This is a genomic window from Leifsonia sp. NPDC056665 (assembly GCF_042791795.1).
Taxonomy (GTDB): domain Bacteria; phylum Actinomycetota; class Actinomycetes; order Actinomycetales; family Microbacteriaceae; genus Leifsonia.
Window position 1 is genome coordinate 15658 of the sequence record NZ_JBHTXK010000017.1, and the last position, 18049, is coordinate 33706.

At 71.3% G+C, this 18049-nt stretch carries 21 protein-coding genes; 15 read left to right on the top strand and 6 right to left on the bottom strand.

Going from position 1 to position 18049, the window contains the following annotated elements; all coding sequences use genetic code 11:
* The first annotated feature begins 2 nt into the window (after nt 1-2).
* The 4 genes from crtI to ACFQ9V_RS15155 are packed head-to-tail and all read left to right on the top strand — an operon-like array spanning nt 3 to nt 3221.
* Nucleotides 3-1637, top strand: coding sequence for a phytoene desaturase family protein (gene crtI / locus ACFQ9V_RS15140; RefSeq protein ID WP_382459951.1), 1635 nt, complete (start codon nt 3-5; stop codon nt 1635-1637).
* Entirely contained in the window at nt 1634-1963 is a 330-nt protein-coding gene (locus ACFQ9V_RS15145; protein ID WP_382459952.1) for a lycopene cyclase domain-containing protein, read from the top strand. Before crtI ends, ACFQ9V_RS15145 begins: the two co-directional genes overlap by 4 nt.
* Nucleotides 1960-2337 (top strand): lycopene cyclase domain-containing protein, encoded by a 378-nt coding sequence (locus ACFQ9V_RS15150; protein WP_382459953.1) that lies wholly within the window; start codon nt 1960-1962, stop codon nt 2335-2337. Before ACFQ9V_RS15145 ends, ACFQ9V_RS15150 begins: the two co-directional genes overlap by 4 nt.
* On the top strand, nt 2334-3221 hold the full coding sequence (locus ACFQ9V_RS15155; RefSeq protein WP_382459954.1) for a prenyltransferase: 888 nt from the start codon (nt 2334-2336) through the stop codon (nt 3219-3221). The genes ACFQ9V_RS15150 and ACFQ9V_RS15155 overlap by 4 nt, the downstream gene beginning before the upstream one ends.
* Here the strand turns inward: ACFQ9V_RS15155 and ACFQ9V_RS15160 are convergent.
* Complete coding sequence (locus tag ACFQ9V_RS15160) at nt 3218-3601, bottom strand: glyoxalase superfamily protein (protein ID WP_382459955.1); 384 nt, start codon at nt 3599-3601, stop codon at nt 3218-3220. The two genes, ACFQ9V_RS15155 and ACFQ9V_RS15160, sit on opposite strands and share 4 nt — an antisense overlap.
* A gap of 112 nt (nt 3602-3713) precedes the next feature.
* Between ACFQ9V_RS15160 and ACFQ9V_RS15165 the strand changes: the two genes are divergently transcribed.
* Together ACFQ9V_RS15165 and ACFQ9V_RS15170 are read left to right on the top strand one after the other, a co-directional pair.
* Nucleotides 3714-4661, top strand: a complete 948-nt coding sequence (locus ACFQ9V_RS15165; protein WP_382459956.1) for a DnaJ domain-containing protein — start codon at nt 3714-3716, stop codon at nt 4659-4661.
* A gap of 33 nt (nt 4662-4694) precedes the next feature.
* The gene (locus ACFQ9V_RS15170; protein WP_382459957.1) at nt 4695-5084 is read left to right on the top strand and encodes a VOC family protein; all 390 of its coding nucleotides are present in this window, start codon (nt 4695-4697) and stop codon (nt 5082-5084) included.
* Here the strand turns inward: ACFQ9V_RS15170 and ACFQ9V_RS15175 are convergent.
* Genes ACFQ9V_RS15175 through ACFQ9V_RS15185 form a run of 3 tightly spaced genes read right to left on the bottom strand, consistent with a single transcriptional unit; the run spans nt 5081 to nt 6758 of the window.
* Nucleotides 5081-5890 carry a DUF72 domain-containing protein gene (locus ACFQ9V_RS15175; RefSeq protein ID WP_382459958.1) on the bottom strand — a complete coding sequence of 270 codons (810 nt, stop codon included), beginning with the start codon at nt 5888-5890 and terminating at the stop codon, nt 5081-5083. The genes ACFQ9V_RS15170 and ACFQ9V_RS15175 overlap by 4 nt on opposite strands.
* A complete protein-coding gene (locus ACFQ9V_RS15180; RefSeq protein ID WP_382459959.1) occupies nt 5890-6267 on the bottom strand; it encodes an RNA-binding S4 domain-containing protein in 378 nt (125 codons plus the stop codon). The genes ACFQ9V_RS15175 and ACFQ9V_RS15180 overlap by 1 nt, the downstream gene beginning before the upstream one ends.
* Nucleotides 6264-6758, bottom strand: a complete 495-nt coding sequence (locus ACFQ9V_RS15185; RefSeq protein ID WP_382459960.1) for a hypothetical protein — start codon at nt 6756-6758, stop codon at nt 6264-6266. Before ACFQ9V_RS15185 ends, ACFQ9V_RS15180 begins: the two co-directional genes overlap by 4 nt.
* 73 nt (nt 6759-6831) lie before the next feature.
* Between ACFQ9V_RS15185 and ACFQ9V_RS15190 the strand changes: the two genes are divergently transcribed.
* Nucleotides 6832-7329, top strand: a complete 498-nt coding sequence (locus ACFQ9V_RS15190; RefSeq protein WP_382459961.1) for a hypothetical protein — start codon at nt 6832-6834, stop codon at nt 7327-7329.
* Here ACFQ9V_RS15190 and ACFQ9V_RS15195 read toward each other — a convergent pair.
* Nucleotides 7313-8140, bottom strand: a complete 828-nt coding sequence (locus tag ACFQ9V_RS15195; protein WP_382459962.1) for a DUF1295 domain-containing protein — start codon at nt 8138-8140, stop codon at nt 7313-7315. The genes ACFQ9V_RS15190 and ACFQ9V_RS15195 overlap by 17 nt on opposite strands.
* 63 nt (nt 8141-8203) lie before the next feature.
* Between ACFQ9V_RS15195 and ACFQ9V_RS15200 the strand changes: the two genes are divergently transcribed.
* The 4 genes from ACFQ9V_RS15200 (at nt 8204) to ACFQ9V_RS15215 (ending at nt 10718) form a co-directional block, all read left to right on the top strand.
* Complete coding sequence (locus ACFQ9V_RS15200; RefSeq protein WP_382459963.1) at nt 8204-8833, top strand: CDP-alcohol phosphatidyltransferase family protein; 630 nt, start codon at nt 8204-8206, stop codon at nt 8831-8833.
* A 58-nt stretch (nt 8834-8891) separates the two neighbouring features.
* Complete coding sequence (locus ACFQ9V_RS15205) at nt 8892-9341, top strand: FHA domain-containing protein (RefSeq protein ID WP_179609324.1); 450 nt, start codon at nt 8892-8894, stop codon at nt 9339-9341.
* A gap of 7 nt (nt 9342-9348) precedes the next feature.
* The gene (locus ACFQ9V_RS15210) at nt 9349-10047 is read left to right on the top strand and encodes a MerR family transcriptional regulator (RefSeq protein ID WP_382459964.1); all 699 of its coding nucleotides are present in this window, start codon (nt 9349-9351) and stop codon (nt 10045-10047) included.
* A gap of 119 nt (nt 10048-10166) precedes the next feature.
* On the top strand, nt 10167-10718 hold the full coding sequence (locus ACFQ9V_RS15215) for a MerR family transcriptional regulator (RefSeq protein WP_370054011.1): 552 nt from the start codon (nt 10167-10169) through the stop codon (nt 10716-10718).
* Nucleotides 10719-10775: 57 nt separating this feature from the next.
* Here ACFQ9V_RS15215 and ACFQ9V_RS15220 read toward each other — a convergent pair whose 3' ends face one another.
* Complete coding sequence (locus tag ACFQ9V_RS15220) at nt 10776-11594, bottom strand: ParA family protein (protein ID WP_382459965.1); 819 nt, start codon at nt 11592-11594, stop codon at nt 10776-10778.
* 70 nt (nt 11595-11664) lie between these two features.
* Here ACFQ9V_RS15220 and ACFQ9V_RS15225 point away from each other — a divergent pair, with 70 nt between their 5' ends.
* From ACFQ9V_RS15225 to ACFQ9V_RS15240, 4 genes are all read left to right on the top strand, one after another.
* Nucleotides 11665-15069, top strand: coding sequence for a pyruvate carboxylase (locus ACFQ9V_RS15225; protein WP_382459966.1), 3405 nt, complete (start codon nt 11665-11667; stop codon nt 15067-15069).
* Nucleotides 15070-15206: 137 nt separating this feature from the next.
* Nucleotides 15207-16517: an AAA family ATPase gene (locus tag ACFQ9V_RS15230; RefSeq protein ID WP_382459967.1), complete on the top strand. Its 1311-nt coding sequence runs from the start codon at nt 15207-15209 to the stop codon at nt 16515-16517.
* Nucleotides 16518-16571: 54 nt separating this feature from the next.
* Nucleotides 16572-17063 (top strand): peptide deformylase, encoded by a 492-nt coding sequence (def, locus tag ACFQ9V_RS15235; RefSeq protein WP_382459968.1) that lies wholly within the window; start codon nt 16572-16574, stop codon nt 17061-17063.
* Between the two features lie 18 nt (nt 17064-17081).
* The gene (locus ACFQ9V_RS15240) at nt 17082-17930 is read left to right on the top strand and encodes an NAD-dependent epimerase/dehydratase family protein (RefSeq protein WP_382459969.1); all 849 of its coding nucleotides are present in this window, start codon (nt 17082-17084) and stop codon (nt 17928-17930) included.
* Nucleotides 17931-18049: the final 119 nt, after the last annotated feature.

Below are 18049 nucleotides of genomic sequence, written 5' to 3' on the forward strand. Positions count from 1 at the left end.
GGATGGCCGCCGATCGGGTCGTCATCGTCGGGGGAGGGATCGCCGGCCTCGCCACCGCGGCGCTGCTCGCGCGCGACGGCCGCCGGGTCACCCTCCTCGAGCAGAACGACGCGCTGGGCGGCCGGGCCGGACTGTGGCAGGCGGACGGCTTCCGCTTCGACACCGGACCGTCCTGGTACCTGATGCCGGAGGTGTTCGACCACTTCTTCCGGCTGCTCGGCACGAGCGCCGCCGAGCAGCTCGACCTCGTCACCCTCGACCCCGGCTACCGCCTGTTCGCGGAGTCGGGCGGGGCCCCGCTGGACGTCCGGGCCGACGGCCGCGCCAACCGCGCGCTGTTCGAAAGCGTGGAGCCCGGCGGCGCCGCCGCGCTCGACCGCTACCTGGCGAGCGCGGCCGAGACCTACCGCCTGGCAGTCGACCGCTTCCTCTACGCGACGTTCGCGACCCCCGGCCCGCTGCTGGACCCCGCCGTCCTGCGCCGAGCGGGAAGGCTGGCGCGGCTCCTGCTCGAACCGCTCGACCGGTACGCCGCGGGGTTCGTGGGCGACACCCGGCTCCGCCAGCTCCTCGGCTACCCTGCGGTCTTCCTCGGGACCTCGCCCGGCCGGGCGCCCAGCATGTACCACCTGATGAGCCACCTCGACCTGGACGACGGCGTTCGCTATCCGCTGGGCGGCTTCACCGAGCTGATCCGGCGGATCGCGGCGCTCGCCGGGGCCGCGGGCGCGGACCTGGTGACCGGGGCGCGGGTGACGGCGATCCGCACGGAGCCGGGGCGGGGACGGCGGGCGCGCGCGACCGGCGTCGAGTACGTCGACGCCGCGGGACACCGCAGGGTCGCGGAGGCGGACGTCGTGGTCTCGGCCGCGGACCTCCACCACACCGAGACCGAGCTGCTGCCGCCGACGCTGCGCACGCATCCCGAGCGGACCTGGGACCGCCGCGACCCAGGACCCGGCGCCGTGCTGGCGATGCTCGGCGTCCGCGGCGCCCTCCCGCAGCTCACCCACCACAACCTGTTCTTCACGACCGACTGGGAGGCCGGCTTCGCGCGCATCTACGGCGCGCGGCGCGGCTGGGGCCGGGGATCGGTCATCCCCGATCCCGCGTCGCTCTACGTCTGCAAGCCGAGCGCGACCGACCCCGCCGCCGCGCCGGACGGCGCCGAGAACCTCTTCGTCCTGGTCCCCGTCGCCGCCGATGTCTCGATCGGCCGCGGCGGCGTCGACGGCGCAGGCGACCGGCTCGTGGAGAAGACGGTCGACGCGGCGATCGGGCAGGTCGGCGCGTGGGCCGGCATCCCGGACCTCGCCGACCGGATCGTGGTGCGCCGCACGGTCGGGCCTGACGACTTCGCGCACGACGTCAACGCCTGGATGGGCGGGGCGCTCGGGCTCGCCCACACCCTCCGGCAGAGCGCGTTCCTCCGTCCGGGGAACGCCTCGAAGCGGGTCGACGGCCTCCTCTACGCCGGGTCGTCGACGATTCCGGGGATCGGCCTCCCCATGTGCCTGATCAGCGCCGAGCTCGTCCTCAAGCGCCTGCGCGGCGACGACACCGCTGCGCCGCTGCCGGAGCCGCTGCGGCCGGCGACCGCCGCGGGTCCAGTGAGTGCGGGGGAGCGCGTCCCGTGAGCGTCGTCTACCTCGCCTGCCTGCTGGTCGCGCTCGGCGCGCTGGTGCTGCTCGACCGGCGGTTCCGCCTGGTCTTCTGGCGCGGCGGCGCCGCACGGAGGGCCGGCCTGGTGCTCGCGGCCGGGGTGGTCTTCTTCCTGGCCTGGGACGTGCTCGGCATCGCCCTCGGCGTCTTCGCCCGCGGCCGGTCGCCGTTCATGACCGGGATCGAGCTCGCGCCGCAGCTCCCGCTGGAGGAGCCGGTCTTCCTCGCATTCCTCTGCTATCTGACGCTCGTCCTGCTGTCCGGGACGCGGGCGCTGCTCGACCGAAGGGAGCGCGGATGACCTATCCACTGCTCAGCGCCGCGTTCCTGGCGCTCGCCGCTGCCGTGCTGGTCGCCGGTCTCGTGCGTGCGCCGGACCGGGCCCGCCTCGTGGCGCGCTGGACCGTCCCGGCCGTCGTCACGGGTGTGCTGCTCGTCGTGCTCACGGCCGTCTTCGACAACCTGATGATCGCGGCCGGCCTGATGACCTACGCCGCCGCCGCGATCTCCGGCGCGCACCTGGGCCTCGTCCCGGTCGAGGACCTCGCCTACCCGATCGCCGGGCTGCTGCTCCTCCCTGGCCTCTGGCTGCTGCTGCGACCGAGGCCGGCCGACTCGATCCGCACCCGCGGATCGACGGAGGATGCCCGCACGCACGACCGGAGCAGCCGATGACCACCGCCGTCGCGCCGTCCGCCGGCCGCCAGCTCCTCCTCGCCTCGCGCCCGCTGAGCTGGATCAACACCGCCTTCCCGTTCGCCGCGGCGTATCTGGTCACCACCGGCCGGGTCGACGCCGTGCTCATCGTCGGCACGCTCTACTTCCTCATCCCGTACAACCTGGCGATGTACGGGGTGAACGACGTGTTCGACTACGAGTCCGACCTGCGCAACCCGCGCAAGGGCGGCGCGGAGGGCGCGCTGCTCGACCCGGGAATGCACCGACGCACCCTCGTGGCCGCCGCGGTGACGAACGTGCCGTTCCTGGTCGTCCTCGTCGTGGTCGGGCCGCCGCTGTCGTGGCTGGTGCTCGCCGCGAGCGTCTTCGCCGTGCTGGCGTACTCGGTGAAGGGGCTGCGGTTCAAGGAGGTCCCGTTCCTCGACTCGGCGACGTCGAGCTTCCACTTCGTCAGCCCGGCGCTCTACGGGCTCGTGCTCGCCGGCGCCGTCTTCACGCCGGGGCTCTGGCTGCTGCTGCTCGCGTTCTTCCTGTGGGGCGTCGGCAGCCACGCCTTCGGCGCCGTGCAGGACGTCGTGCCCGACCGCGGGGGCGGCATCGCCTCCATCGCGACCGCGCTCGGCGCCGCCCGCACCACCCGGCTCGCCATCCTCGCCTGGGCTGCCGCCGGCGTCGCGATGCTCGGCACCGCGTGGCCGGGGCCGCTCGCCGCCGTGCTCGCCGTCCCGTACATCCTCACCGCCGCACCGTACTGGTCGGTCCCGGACGAACGCGCAAGCGCCGCCAACCGGGGCTGGCGGCGCTTCCTCTGGATCAACTACGCGTGCGGGTTCGTGGTGACCCTGCTGCTGATCGCCTCCGCGCTGGGGTCGACCCGCTAGCGGTTCTGCGGCACGAGCTGCTGGAGGCTCCAGCCGTTGCCGTCCGGGTCCGTGTAGGTGACGAAGCGTCCCCACGCCTGCTCGTCGACGCCCTGCGCCTCGACCCCGTTGCTGCGCAGGTGCTCCAGCGCCGCGTCGGCGTCCGGGATCACGATCTGCAGCCCCTTCATCGTGCCGGGCGCCATGTCGGTCAGCCCCTCGCCGAACGCGATCGAGCAGGCCGAGCCGGGAGGCGTCACCTGCACGAACCGGAGCGTGTCGGACACGCGCTGGTCGAAGTCGGCGTGCCAGCCGAGCGCGTCCACGTAGAACGCCTTGGCCCGGTCCACGTCGGTCACGGGGATGATGATGAGCTCGATGCGCCAGTCGCTGATGGTCATGATTCCTGCCCTTCCGGTTGGTGTGAGGCCAGGCTATTGCGGCATGCGGTCATATTCCGTCCTCAATCGAAATCGAGCGAATTCGCGGATCCGCCCGCTACTCTCGTGAACCATGAGTGACAGTCCCGCCGCGCCGAGCGCCTACGAGGTGCTCGGCGTCAGCGCGGCCGTCAGCCAGGAGGAGTTGCGCCGCGCCTACCGCCGGCTCGCCCGGCTCACGCACCCCGACACCGGGGGAACCGCCGCCGCGTTCCAGGCCGTTCAGTTCGCCTGGGAGCAGGTCGGCGACCCGGAGGACCGGGCGCGCTACGACCGCGGCGAGTCCCTGGTGGTGGACGCCGTCTCCGGCGAGTCGGGCGGCGGCGGCTTCAGCGCGACCGTGCACCCCACCCGCTCGGCGGGCCGCGGGCCGACCGTGCGCGCGCGCAGCTACGGCCACCCAGGCGGCCGCGCCCGCGAGCGCTTCCTCACCCTGATGCGCGAGTGGATGGGCCGCGGCACCGACCTCGCCGACCCGTACGACCCGGGGCTGGTGCGCTCCGCGCCGCGCGAGATCCGACTGCTGCTCGCGGAGGCGCTCGCCGAGGAGGCGACAGCCCGCGCTGTCTCCGGCCTCGGCATCGGCTTCACGATCTGGAACGACGTGGCCGTGCACCCCGCCACCGACGCCAAGCTCGACCACATCGTCCTCGGCCCCGCCGGCCTGTTCGCGATCCGCTCCGCCGACTGGGGGAGCCCCGTCAAGCTCGCCAAGGGCGAACTGGTCGGCTCCGGGATCGCGCACGATGAGGAGCCCTTCCACGAGCTGCACAACTCGGCGAAGAGCTTCGGCCGCCAGGCGGGCGTGCGCTTCACCGGCCTGATCGTGGTCGTCCCGGACGACGCCCTCGCCGTGCCGCTCGACGTCGTGCAGCGCGGGAGGCTGGCCGGCGCGACCGTGGTCCGGCGCTCGCTGCTGCCCAAGATCCTCCGCGACGGCGCCGACGCCGCCGGCCGCGCGAGCGTCGACCGCGCCTTCGAGCTGCGGCCGCGGCTGCAGGAGGCCGTGCGCTTCGTCTAGACTCCGTCGCCCCGCTGGGGCAGAGTGGGCGCCATGGTCAACGCACTCGACATCTTCAGCGGTTTCAGCGTGAACGACATCGACGCCGCCCGCGACTTCTACCGCGATGCCCTCGGTCTGGAGGTGACGGAGGGGCCCGGCGGCAACCTCGACATCGCCCTCCCGAGCGGCGGCCACGTCTTCGTCTACCCGAAGCCGGACCACACCCCGGCGAGCTACACGATCCTGAACCTCGCGGTGGACGACATCGACGTCGCCGTCGACGACCTCAACGCGAAAGGCGTCGTCACCAAGATCTACGACGACGAAGACCTCCACACCGACGAGAAGGGCATCGCGCGCGGCCGGGCGGCGAACCGCGGACCGGACATCGCCTGGTTCCGCGACCCGGCGGGGAATGTGATGTCGGTGCTGGCGGGCTAGCGCAGCCTCCCCAGCAGCCCCATCGCGTCGTACGGCGCCCGCACCTTCAGGTCGTTGTCGAAGTACGCGTACACGTCCAGCCCGTCCGCCAGCCGTCCGCGCAGTTCGCCGGCCCAGCGGTCGAGGGCCTCGTCGGTGTACCCGCTCGCGTACAGCTCCTGGTCGCCGTGCAGGCGCACGTAGACGAAGTCCGCCGTCGTCTCCCGCAGCACCGGGTAGCGCCCTGCCGTGTCCGCGAGCACCACCGCGACACCGTGCGCGCGGCAGAGGCGCGGGAACGCGGGGTCGGTGAAGCTCGCGTGCCGTGCCTCCACCGCGTGCCGGAGCGGCCGCTCGTCCGCTCCGGAGTAGTCGGTCCGGTCCTGCTCCAGGGTCGTGTCCGCGGCCAGCGCGCGCGCCTCCGCGGTCGTCTTCGGCAGCACCCCCAGGAACGCATCCAGCGCCTCGGCGTCGAACTGCAGGTTCGGCGGGAGCTGCCAGAGCAGCGGGCCGAGCTTGGGGCCGAGGGTCAGCACCCCGGAGGCGAACAGGTTGGCCACGGCCGCCCGCGCGTTCTTCAGGCGCAGGATGTGCGTGATGTAGCGCCCGCCCTTCACCGAGAAGACGAAGTCGTCCGGCGTGCTCGCCGCCCAGGTGCGGAAGCTGGAGGGCTTCTGCAGCGCGTAGAAGCTGCCGTTGAGCTCGATCGAGTTGAGCCGCTGCGACGCGTACTCGAGCTCGGCGCGGTGCGGCAGGCCCTTCGGGTAGAAGACGCCGCGCCAGGGCGCGTACGTCCATCCGGAGATCCCCACCCGCGCCACCGCCATCAATGGCCCCGGAGCTGGTCCAGCAGGCGGCGGTCGCGCTTGGTCGGGCGGCCGGACCCGCGCTCGCGGGTGACGTCCGACGGCGTCTCGGTCTTCGGCGGCGGGGGAGGCGTCAGGTCCTCGAAGCAGTCGGCCGCGACCGCCGCGCCGACGCGCTTCACGATCAGCTTTCGGGCTATGTAGATCTTCTCCGTGCCGCCGACGTAGGCGCGCACCTCGTCGCCCACCTTCACCTGCTGCGACGGCTTCGCCCGGTCGCCGTTCACCTTCAGGTGCCCGGCCTTGCACGCGGTGGAGGCCGCCGAGCGCGTCTTGTAGAGCCGCACCGCCCACGCCCAGGCGTCGACGCGGACGCTCGTCATGGCCGGGCCGGTCATGGGCGCAGGGCGGGCTCCTGCGCCCGTTCGACAGTGCCCTCCGCGCTCTCCTCCTCGGCGAGCTGCGCCTTCCACTTCACCAGGCTGCGCACAGTCCTGCTGCGATCCTTCGCCAGCTTCTCCATCACGTCCGCGGGCACGGAGTAGTTGACCGCGACCCAGCCGCGCACCGTCTCCGACCGGTCGCCCGCCAGCGAGCGCAGGATGTCGCACGGCGTCGCCTCGTTCTTCGCGACGCAGCCGCGGACGCCCTCGTCGGGGTCTTTCGCGAGCGTCTCGAACAGGTCGAGAGGCGTGTTGTAGCTGGACGCCACGGCCTCCCGGATCTTCGGATTCTGGTCCGTCGCCAGCAGCCGCAGCCGGCGCAGCTTGCTCTCCGTGAACTCCGGCGCCGGGTGCAGCGCAGCGGCCTCCTCGGCCGTCAGCATCGCGGGGCTGTGGTCGCGCATGGCCTGGCGCTGAGCGGGGGTGTTGAAGCGGATGCAGGACATGGATCCAACCGTACGCGCTGGATCCATCGAAAGGTGGAAGCATCTCCCAGCCGCGTCACGTTACCGTGAACACATGGATTCACTGCTCCGACGGCTCGACCGGATCGCGGGCGGACGCCACGCCGGTTACACCGTCCCGGAGGAGGGGCGCGACCACCCGCGGACGCGCCGCGCGTTCGTCGTCATCGCCTGGCTGCTGGTCGCCGAGCTCGTCGTCGGCACCACCGCCGTCGTGATCGCGCTGGTGCTCACGCTCGACGGCGCGCCCGTCCCGTTCGCGGTCTGGATGCGCTCGGTCGTCGTGCTCGGCATGACCGTCACGCTGTTCTACTTCGCCTGGCGCGCGCAGAAGGGTTATTACTGGGCCTACTCGCGGCTGCGGCTGTTCTCGAAGATCTTCCCCGTCGTCACGCTCGTGCTGGCGGCGATCCCCGGTCTCTACCCGTTCTGGATGGTGACCGAGCAGATCGTGTTCAGCCTCATCCTGATCGGCGTGGCCGACTACCTCGACTCCGACCACATGCGGGAGGCCTTCCAACGTCCTTCGCGCGCCGTCACGACCGCGCCGTGACGGCCTCCCCGCCGCGGCGCGGGAACCACGGCACGATCGGCGACGTGCGGCGCTGATACTCCGCGTACTCGGGATACCGCGAGCGCGAGATGCTCTCGGTGAATACCGTCGAGCCGATGAAGAGGCCCGTGAGCAGCAGCGGCCCGATCACGGTCCACTGCAGCAGCGAGCCGGCCGCCGCGCAGCCGAACAGGAAGACCACCCACCACTGCGCCTGCTCGCAGAAGAAGTTGGGATGCCGCGAGAACCGGAACAGCCCGGTCTGCAGGAAGCGCGGGCTCGGCTCGCGCCCGGCGACGACCTCCGCCTTCTTCCACTGGTGGAACGCCCACTGCTGCTGGTCGGCGACGGTCTCGCCCACGAGCAGCACCAGGAACAGCACGGCGCACACGAGGTCGAAGCCGTTCAGCGGCGTCGGGTGCTGGAACGCGGTCCAGGCCGGGAGGGCGATCAGCAGGAGCAGCACGTTCTGGTAGATCACGATGAAGAACAGGTTGAAGACCGCGAAGGCGCCGCGGCCCATCCGGCCGCGCAGCACCACCCAGCGGTAGTCCTCGCCGCCCGGCGCGTAGCCGCCCTTGCGCGCGAAGTTGAAGGTCAGCCGCGCGCCCCACAGCGTCACGAGCCCCGCCATCAGGTCGAGCCTGGCGTCCTGGAGGCCGGCCGCGATGGCGAACACCCACACGTAGACGACGGGCACGAGCGACCAGATCCGGTCCACCCAGGAGTGCTCGCCCGTGATCAGCGACAGCACCCAGGTCGCGGCGCACACGCCCGCGAGGATCCAGAGGCACACGAAGAAGGGCTCCACGCCCCACATCCTAGGGTCGCAGGCCTCCCTCGACGGGAGGACCACGGTCAGTAGAGTGGAATCGTGGATGCAGTCGGCGCGGTGAGCTCGCGCGTGTGGACGATCCCGAACGTCCTCAGCTTCTTCCGGCTCGCTCTGGTGCCGGTGTTCCTGGCGTTCGTGATCACGGGGGAGGACGCTCTCGCCCTCCTCGTCCTCGTCGTCTCCAGCATCACCGACTTCCTCGACGGCTGGCTCGCCAGGAAGCTGAATCAGGTGTCCCGGCTCGGGCAGCTCCTCGACCCGGCCGCCGACCGCCTCTACATCTTCGCCGCCCTCGTCGGCCTGGCCTGGCGGGAGGTCATCCCCTGGTGGCTGGTGGCGGTGATCCTCGCGCGCGACGTCATGCTGGCGGTCCTCGGGGTGATCCTGGCGAACCACGGCTACGGTCCGCTGCCCGTCCACCAGCTCGGCAAGGTCGCCACGTTCTGCCTGTTCTGCGCACTCCCGCTGCTCATGCTGGGGGAGGCATTCGACCCGCTCGCGCCGTACTCGCTGCCGCTCGGCTGGGCCTTCGCACTGTGGGGCGCCTTCCTCTACTGGTGGGCCGGCATCGTCTACATTCGGGAGACCGCACGGGTCATCCGCCTCCCGGCCGATGACATCGGGCCACATTCCGATAGGCTTGACCACGAGGAGGTTGACGGTGCCTGACGAGAACTACCCTGAATGGGCTTCTGCTGCCGACGACGGCCGCGACGCCGAGAACCCCCTGCGCGACGCCGCGACGGGGAACGAGGACACGACCGCGCGCTTCGGCGAGGAGTTCATCTCCAAGATGTTCCCGATGGACGGTGAGATCAGCCCGGAGGAGCAGGAGGCGATCGCGGCGCTGCCTTCGGGCTCCGCCCTGCTCATCGTGCGGCGCGGTCCCAACACGGGAGCCCGGTTCCTCCTCGACGCCGATGTCACCAGCGCGGGCCGCCACCCGAACGCCGACATCTTCCTCGACGACGTGACCGTCTCGCGCCGGCACGCGGAGTTCACGCGCCGCGGCACGGCCTTCGAGGTCCGCGACCTGGGCTCGCTCAACGGCACGTACTACGACGGCGTGCGCATCGAGAGCGCCCTGCTCAGCGACTCGTCCGAGGTCCAGATCGGCAAGTTCCGGCTCACGTTCTACGCCTCACGGCAAGACCTCGCCGCCGCGGCGAAGAACTAACGAAGCAGTGGCCCGGCAAGCAGCGAGGGCGCACACGGCCTCGCCCGCACTGCTCTCGATCGGCCAGGTGCTGGCGCGCCTGACCCCCGAGTTCCCGGACCTGTCGTCGTCCAAGCTGCGCTTCCTCGAGGAGCGCGGGCTCATCGCGCCGTCGCGCACGGCGTCGGGCTACCGCAAGTTCTCGCCCGCCGACGTGGAGCGGCTGCACACCGTGCTGGCGATGCAGCGGGACAACTACCTCCCGCTCAAAGTCATCAAGAAGTACCTCGCCGCGGTCGACGCGGGCGAGAACCCGCCGCTGCCGGGAGGCGCGCGCGAGGGCTCAGGATCGATGCTCCCGGCCGGCCGACGGTTCCACCGCGACGAGCTGCTCCGCGAGGCGGGCGCGACGCCCGAGCTGCTGCAGGAGGCCGTCAGCGCGTCGCTGATCGTGCCGGCCGAGGTCTACGGCGAGGACACGTTGACCGTCCTCCGTGCGCTCGCGGAGCTGTCCCGCACCGGTATCGGTCCGCGCCACCTGCGCGGCTTCCGCGCGGCGGCCGAGCGCGAGATCGGGCTGATCGAGACCGCTCTCGTGCCGCTCGCGCGCCGCAAGGACGTGACGGCGGGACCGCAGACCGCCGAGCTCGCCCGCGAGATCGCCGGGCAGCTCGACGTGGTCAGGGGCAGCATCATCCGCGCCGCCCTGACCCGCCTCCAGCCCTGACCGGCTCGACACGCCGAGGACGTTTTCCGGATGTCGTTGCCCGGCGACCGGGGGATGGGTACCGTGGTTGAAGCGCCTCATCATGAAGCGCACGATCCGTCAACCGAGGGGCAGTCATCATGAGCGAACTGAGTCGTGACAACGACGCCGCCCGGTACGACCTGGGGCTGTTGTTCACCGACGGCCTCCCCGAGATGGACGACGCCAACGGCTACCGCGGCGCCGTCGCGGCCCGCGCGGCCGGCATCTCCTACCGCCAGCTCGACTACTGGGCGCGCACCGGCCTCGTGGAGCCCACGGTCCGCGGCGCGGCCGGCTCCGGCTCGCAGCGCCTGTACGGCTTCCGCGACATCCTCGTGCTCAAGCTGGTCAAGCGCCTCCTCGACACCGGCATCTCGCTGCAGCAGATCCGCACCGCCGTCAACCAGCTCCGCGAGTCGGGGGTCAACGACCTGGCCCAGACCACGCTGATGAGCGACGGCGCGAGCGTCTACCTGTGCACGTCGAACGACGAGGTCATCGACCTGGTCAGCCGCGGCCAGGGCGTGTTCGGCATCGCCGTCGGCAAGGTCCTCCGCGAGGTGGAGTCCTCCCTCGTCGAGCTCGACACCCAGGGCGAGGACCTCGACGAGCTAGCCGCCCGCCGCGCCTCGAAGTCCAAGGCCTCCTAGCAGCCCGCACCCCACTGACCGTCGAGTACGTCGATAATCCGCGTACTCGGCGGTGGGTTAGTTGCCGGCTACTGCGTACTCGCCGATTTTGGCGGTGCGGAGGACGCGCTCCAGGAGCATGTCGAAGTTGTGCGCCATCTCCTGCGCACTTTCACCCGGCCAGACGTGCAGCGGCTTCGCGGCGCCCTGCGCCTGCTGAAGCGAGGTGCGCTCGGGGAGCTGGGGCGCGAGCACCAGCGGGCCGAACATGTCGCGCAGCTCCTTGATGCGGAACTGGTGCTCCAGCGACTGCACGCGGGCGCGGTTGACGATGATGCCGAGCGGCTGGAGGCGCGGCGAGAGTCCGCGGCGGATCTCCTCGATCGCGCGAAGCGCGCGGTCGGCGGCGGCCACAGAGAACAGGCCGGGCTCGGTCACGACCGCCACGCGGTCGCTGGCCGCCCACGCCGTGCGGGTGAGCGCGTTCAGTGACGGGGCGCAGTCGATCAGCACCAGCTCGTAGTCGTGCTCGACATTGGCCAGAGCCTCCTCGAGCTTCCAGATGTCGCGGATGCTCGGGTGCGGGCCGTCGAAGTTGATGGCGGACGGGCTGCCGATCATGACATCGACCTTGCCCGCGCGGCCCCTGGTCCAGCCGGAGGGCGCGATCGCCGCGCGGACGATCTTCTCCTTGGGGGAGGCGAGCACGTCGGCCACGTTGAGGTGACCGGCGACCTGGATGTCCATGCCGGTCGAGACGTCGGACTGCGGGTCGAGGTCGACGACCAGCGTACGGAGCCCTTTCGCGAACGCCGCCGAGGCCAGACCAAGTGTCACCGTGGTCTTTCCGACACCGCCCTTGAGGGAACTAACGCTGAGTACGTGCACGACAGCCACGTTACCTTCACTAGTCTTGGACTACCTAACCGTTTGCTGTGTGGTGCCGACCCCTGCTCGAAAGGTCCCCATGTTCCGTAAGATCCTCGTTGCCAATCGCGGTGAAATCGCCATCAGGGCCTTCCGCGCCGCCTACGAACTGGGCGCCGCCACGGTCGCCGTCTTCCCTTACGAAGACCGCAACTCGATGCACCGGCTGAAGGCGGATGAGGCCTACCAGATCGGCGAGCCGGGGCACCCGGTGCGCGCGTACCTGGATGTGCAGGAGATCATCAGGGTCGCCAAGGAGTCCGGCGCGGACGCGATCTACCCCGGTTACGGCTTCCTCTCCGAGAACCCGGAGCTGGCCGAGGCCGCCCGCGCGGCGGGCATCGCGTTCATCGGCCCGCGCGCCGAGGTGCTCGAGATGGCCGGCAACAAGGTGACGGCGAAGGAGCACGCCATCGCCGCGGGCGTCCCCGTCCTGAAGTCCACCCCGCCGTCGCGCGACATCGAGGAGCTGCTCGCGGGAGCGGACGCGATCGGGTTCCCGATCTTCGCCAAGGCGGTCGCCGGGGGCGGCGGCCGCGGCATGCGCCGGGTCGCCACCAAGGAGGACCTGCGCGCGTCGCTCGAGGAGGCCATGCGCGAGGCCGACAGCGCGTTCGGCGACGCGACCATGTTCCTGGAGCAGGCCGTGCTGCGGCCGCGCCACATCGAGGTCCAGATCCTCGCCGACTCCACCGGCGACACCATCCACCTGTTCGAGCGCGACTGCTCGGTGCAGCGCCGCCACCAGAAGGTGGTCGAGATCGCTCCAGCGCCGAACCTCTCGGACGACATCCGCCAGTCGCTGTACCGCGACGCCATCGCCTTCGCGAAGTCGATCGGCTACGAGAACGCCGGCACCGTCGAGTTCCTGCTCGACACCGCGGGTGACCGTGCGGGTGAGCATGTCTTCATCGAGATGAACCCGCGCATCCAGGTGGAGCACACGGTCACCGAGGAGATCACCGACGTCGACCTCGTGCAGTCGCAGATCCGCATCGCGGCGGGGGACACCCTCGCCGACCTCGGCCTCAGCCAGGACACGGTGCAGATGCGCGGTGCGGCCCTCCAGTGCCGCATCACCACGGAGGACCCGACCGCCGGGTTCCGCCCAGACACCGGCAAGATCACGACCTACCGCTCGCCGGGCGGCGCCGGCATCCGCCTGGACGGCGGCACGATCAACCCCGGCGCGCAGATCAGCCCGCACTTCGACTCGATGCTCGCCAAGCTCATCACCCGGGGCCGCGACTTCCCGGCCGCCGTGCTGCGCGCGCGGCGGGCACTGGCCGAGTTCCGCGTCCGCGGCGTGGCCACGAACATCCCGTTCCTGCAGGCGGTCATGGAGGATCCGGACTTCATCGCGGGCAACGTCTCCACCTCGTTCATCGAGGAGCGCCCGCAGCTCTTCAAGGGCCGCGAGTCCAAGGACCGCGGAACCAAGGTGCTCAACTGGCTGGCCGACGTCACCGTCAACCAGCCCAACGGCCCGCGGCCGGAGGTCGCCGACCCGGTGGAGAAGCTGCCGCGCCTCGACCTCAGCGTGCCCGCGCCGTCCGGCTCGCGCCAGAAGCTGCTGGAGCTCGGCCCGAAGGGCTTCGCCGAGGCGCTGCGCGCGCAGACCGCGCTCGCGGTCACGGAGACCACCTTCCGGGACGCGCACCAGTCGCTGCTGGCGACCCGCGTGCGCACCAAGGACCTCCTGGCCGTGGCGCCCTACGTCGCCCGGCTCACCCCCGAGCTGTTGTCGGTGGAGGCCTGGGGCGGCGCGACGTACGACGTCGCGCTGCGATTCCTCGGCGAGGACCCGTGGGAGCGGCTCGCGTCGCTGCGCGAGGCGCTGCCGAACATCAACATCCAGATGCTGCTGCGCGGCCGCAACACCGTCGGCTACACCCCGTACCCCACCCAGGTGACCGACGCGTTCGTGCGGGAGGCCGCGGCGACCGGCGTCGACATCTTCCGCATCTTCGACGCGCTCAACGACGTGTCGCAGATGCGCCCCGCGATCGAGTCGGTGCTCGCCACCGGCTCGGCCATCGCGGAGGTCGCGGTCTGCTACACCGGCGACCTGCTCGACCCGGCCGAGGACCTCTACACGCTCGACTACTACCTGCGCCTGGCGGAGCAGATCGTGGAGTCCGGCGCGCACATCCTCGCGATCAAGGACATGGCCGGCCTGCTGCGCCCGTCCGCCGCCGAGAAGCTGGTGGCGGCGTTCCGCGAGCGGTTCGACCTCCCGGTGCACGTCCACACGCACGACACCCCGGGCGGCCAGCTCGCGACGCTGCTCGCTGCCTCGCGCGCCGGCGCCGACGCGGTGGACGTGGCCAGCGCGCCGATGGCCGGCACCACCAGCCAGCCGAGCGCCTCCGCCCTCGTCGCGGCCCTGGCCCACACCGAGCGCGACACCGGCATCTCGCTGACCGCGGTCGAGGACCTCGAGCCGTACTGGGAGGCCGTGCGCCAGGTCTACCGCCCGTTCGAGTCGGGCCTGCCCGGCCCCACCGGTCGCGTCTACAAGCACGAGATCCCTGGCGGCCAGCTCTCCAACCTGCGCCAGCAGGCCAAGGCGCTCGGCCTCGCGGAGGACTTCGAGCTGGTCGAGGACATGTACGCCGCGGCGAACCGGATCCTGGGGCGCATCCCCAAGGTCACGCCGTCGTCGAAGGTGGTCGGCGACCTCGCCCTGCACCTGGCGGCCGTGCGGGCCGACCCGGACGACTTCGCCGAGAACCCGCAGAACTACGACATCCCGGACTCGGTCGTCGGCTTCATGGCCGGCGAGCTGGGCGAGCTGCCCGGCGGTTGGCCGGAGCCGTTCCGCACGAAGGTGCTGGCGGGCAAGACCGTCAAGGTCGGCGTCGAGGACCTGCCCGCCTCCGACGCGGAGGCGCTGGAGGGCTCCAGCATCGAGCGCCGGGCGACGCTCAACCGCCTGCTCTTCCCCGCTCCCACGCGCATCTACGAGCAGATGCGGGAGCTCTTCGGGGACCTGTCGGTGGTCGACTCGATCGACTACCTCTACGGCCTCGGCGCCGGCGAGGAGCACGTCATCGAGTTCAGCAAGGGCGTGCGGCTCTACATCGGCCTGGAGGCCATCGGCGAAGCCGACGACAAGGGCATGCGCACGGTCATGACCACGCTCAACGGCCAGCTCCGGCCGGTGTTCGTGCGCGACCGCAGCATCACCGTCGAGACGAAGGCGGCCGAGAAGGCCGACTCGGCCAAGCCCGGTCACGTGGCCGCGCCGTTCTCGGGCGTCGTGACGCTGCACGTTGTCCCCGGCGACGTCGTCGCAGCGGGCCAGGCCGTCGCGTCGATCGAGGCCATGAAGATGGAGGCGGGGATCACCGCACCCGTCGCCGGCACGATCGAGCGCCTCGCCATCCCGAAGACCCAGCAGGTGGACGCGGGCGACCTCCTGGTCGTCATCACCCCCGCCTGACCGGCCCGTCCGCAGCGCTCTCCGCCCGTGCGGGGAGCGCTGCGGCGCGTCCGGCGCGGAGCGCTCGCTGTCGAGGCGGGCGGCCGCCCGGTAAACTGTCGCAGTCGCCGCCGTCGAGCGGCAGGAGGAGTGCACGCGTGGCAGACAAGCCAGAGGAGCCGGAACACGGCGACCTCGCCCGGGACGTCGAGCCGGCGTTCAGGCCGTCCCCGCTCGAGATCGACACCAAGCTGAGCATCGCCGTCGACCTGCCTCCCGCTCCGCCCCAGGAGGTGCCGGAGGACGAGGCCGCCGTCGCGATCGACGACGTCCCGGTCGACCCCGGCTTCGTCGCATCGCCGACCGAGCCGACCACCATGTCCGTCGCCATCGTCGCCTCGCGGCTGGCGACCGGCCCGACGCCGACGCAGGACACCGCCCACGGCGACGGCGTCGCGCCGCTGCCCGGCCAGGACGCCTACTCCCAGTCGCGCCGCGACCGCCTGCGCGGCGAGCACTCGCCGCAGCCCGAGCCGGCCGCGATGCTGACCGCCGACCGCCTGCTGGAGGTCAACCGCAAGACGCGACCCGGCCCGGAGGGGCCGTGGCAGCGCTTCGTCTACAACACGACGTTCCGCACGGTGAACCTGGGCGACTCCGCCAAGGTGCGCGCCCGCAAGGAGCTCGACCACCGCATCCAGAAGGCGTTCGAGGGCGGCACGCGCTTCGTCCCGGTGCTCACCCGCAAGGGCGGGGTCGGCAAGACCACCGTCACGACGCTGCTCGGGATGGCACTGGCCGACGCGCGCGAGGACCGCATCATCGCGGTCGACGCCAACCCCGACCGCGGCACGCTCTCCGAGCGCGTCCCCAAGCAGACCCGCGCGACCGTGCGCGACGTCGTGCACAAGGCCGCGAGCATCGGCGGCTTCACCGACTTCTCCGCGCTCGTCTCGCGCGACGAGACCCGGCTCGACATCCTCGCCTCCGACACCGACCCGATGCTGTCCGAGGCGTTCGACGAGAACGACTACAACGTCGTCGCCGACCTGGCAGCCCGGTTCTACTCGATCGTGCTGACCGACTGCGGCACCGGCATCGTCCACTCGGTGATGCGGGCCACGCTGCAGCGCGCGGACGAGATCGTGATCGTCTCCGGCGGCAGCGTCGACGAGGCGCGCCTGGCGTCCGAGACGCTCACCTGGCTGGAGGCGAACGGCTACACGGACCTGGTCCGCAACGCCGTCGTCGCCCTCAACACCGCCACCCACGCGACCAACCTGGTGAAGCTCGAGGAGATCGAGTCGCACTTCCGCTCGCGCGTGCGCGAGATCGTCCGCATCCCGTACGACCCGCAGCTCGCCGCCGGCTCCGTGGTCAACTGGAAGGACCTCAAGCCCCTGACCAAGCTGTCCGCCCGGGCGCTCGCCGCGCTCGTGGTGGAGGGCCTGCCCGCTGAGCGCCCGTGATCCGCTGATCCGCTCCCGTCCCACCCCGCGCATCCCGCGCCCGAGGAGATCCCCGTGACCGAACGTCAGATCCGCCTGTTCGGCGACCCCGTCCTGAAGACCCCGTCCGCGCCTGTCGGCGCCATCGACGAGGGCGTCCGCGGCCTGGTCGAGGACCTGATCGACAGCGTCATCGCGCCGGGCCGCGCGGGTGTCGCGGCCCCGCAGATCGGCGTCGGCCTCCGGGCGTTCAGCTACAACGTGGACGGCGAGGTCGGCTACATCATCAATCCCGAGCTCGTGGAGGTCTCCGGCGAGCCCGAGCTGGTGGAGGAGGGCTGCCTGTCGGTGCCGGGCCTGTGGTTCAAGACCGCCCGCTACCCGTTCGCGCGCGTGCGCGGCGTCGACCTGGACGGCGAAGAGATCGAGCTCAGCGGCACCGGCGTGATGGCGCAGGCGCTGCAGCACGAGACCGACCACCTCGACGGGAAGCTCTACCTCGACCGACTCGACAAGGACACCCGCCGCGAGGCCATGCGCCAGGTCCGGGAGAGCGACTGGTTCTGAGTCCGTAGACTCGCCTGTATGGACATCGCAGTCACCGGAGGATCGGGCAAGCTCGGGCGCACAGTCGTCCGCGAACTACGCGCGGCGGGTCACACCGTCGTCAACCTGGACGCGACGGGGGACCGCGGCCCCGGCTTCGTGCGCGTCGACCTGACCGACTACGGCCAGACCATCGACGCGATCCTCGGGGTGGACGACGCGCACGGCGGCTTCGACGCCATCGTGCACCTGGCCGCGATCCCGGCGCCGGCCATCCTGAGCGACGTCGCCACGTTCCACAACAACATCCGCGTCACCTACAACGTCTTCCAGGCCGCCCGCAGGGCCGGCATCAAGAACATCGTCTACGCGTCCAGCGAGACCGTGCTCGGCCTCCCGTTCGACGTGCCGCCGCCCTACATCCCGGTGGACGAGGACTACCCGGCCCGCCCGGAGTCCACCTACTCCCTGGTCAAGCACCTCGAGGAGCAGATGGCGATCGAGCTGGTGCGCTGGGACCCGTCCCTGAAGATCGTGGCGCTGCGCTTCTCGAACGTGATGGAGCCGGCCGACTATGCCGCCTTCCCGTCGTACGACGCGGACGCCGGCGGCCGCAAGTGGAACCTCTGGGGCTACATCGACGCCCGCGACGGCGCTCACGCCATCCAGAAGGCGCTGGAGTGGGACACCACCGGCTTCGACCGCTTCATCATCGCCGCCGCCGACACCGTCATGACCCGCTCGAACGCCGAACTCGTCGCCGAGGTCTTCCCCGGCGTCCCGCTGAAGCGCGACGACCTCGACAACAACGACACCCTCCTCTCGATCGACAAGGCCCGCCGCCTCCTCGGCTACGCCCCCCAACACTCCTGGCGCGACCACCTCTAACGCCCAAAACGACGCCGAGGGGCACGTCGTTGTCACATCCCACGCGGGAAAGTGACAACCACGTGCCCCACGGGGGGGGGTGGCGTCGTGTTTGGGGTCAGTGCGCGGGCGAGATTGCC

Coding starts and splice junctions, on each gene's coding strand:
- crtI (WP_382459951.1), top strand. CDS start 3: ATGGCCGCCGATCGGGTCGTCATCGTCGGGGGAGGGATCGCCGGCCTC.
- ACFQ9V_RS15150 (WP_382459953.1), top strand. CDS start 1,960: ATGACCTATCCACTGCTCAGCGCCGCGTTCCTGGCGCTCGCCGCTGCC.
- ACFQ9V_RS15155 (WP_382459954.1), top strand. CDS start 2,334: ATGACCACCGCCGTCGCGCCGTCCGCCGGCCGCCAGCTCCTCCTCGCC.
- ACFQ9V_RS15160 (WP_382459955.1), bottom strand. CDS start 3,601: ATGACCATCAGCGACTGGCGCATCGAGCTCATCATCATCCCCGTGACC.
- ACFQ9V_RS15165 (WP_382459956.1), top strand. CDS start 3,714: ATGAGTGACAGTCCCGCCGCGCCGAGCGCCTACGAGGTGCTCGGCGTC.
- ACFQ9V_RS15170 (WP_382459957.1), top strand. CDS start 4,695: ATGGTCAACGCACTCGACATCTTCAGCGGTTTCAGCGTGAACGACATC.
- ACFQ9V_RS15175 (WP_382459958.1), bottom strand. CDS start 5,890: ATGGCGGTGGCGCGGGTGGGGATCTCCGGATGGACGTACGCGCCCTGG.
- ACFQ9V_RS15180 (WP_382459959.1), bottom strand. CDS start 6,267: ATGACCGGCCCGGCCATGACGAGCGTCCGCGTCGACGCCTGGGCGTGG.
- ACFQ9V_RS15185 (WP_382459960.1), bottom strand. CDS start 6,758: ATGTCCTGCATCCGCTTCAACACCCCCGCTCAGCGCCAGGCCATGCGC.
- ACFQ9V_RS15190 (WP_382459961.1), top strand. CDS start 6,832: ATGGATTCACTGCTCCGACGGCTCGACCGGATCGCGGGCGGACGCCAC.
- ACFQ9V_RS15215 (WP_370054011.1), top strand. CDS start 10,167: ATGAGCGAACTGAGTCGTGACAACGACGCCGCCCGGTACGACCTGGGG.
- ACFQ9V_RS15225 (WP_382459966.1), top strand. CDS start 11,665: ATGTTCCGTAAGATCCTCGTTGCCAATCGCGGTGAAATCGCCATCAGG.
- ACFQ9V_RS15240 (WP_382459969.1), top strand. CDS start 17,082: ATGGACATCGCAGTCACCGGAGGATCGGGCAAGCTCGGGCGCACAGTC.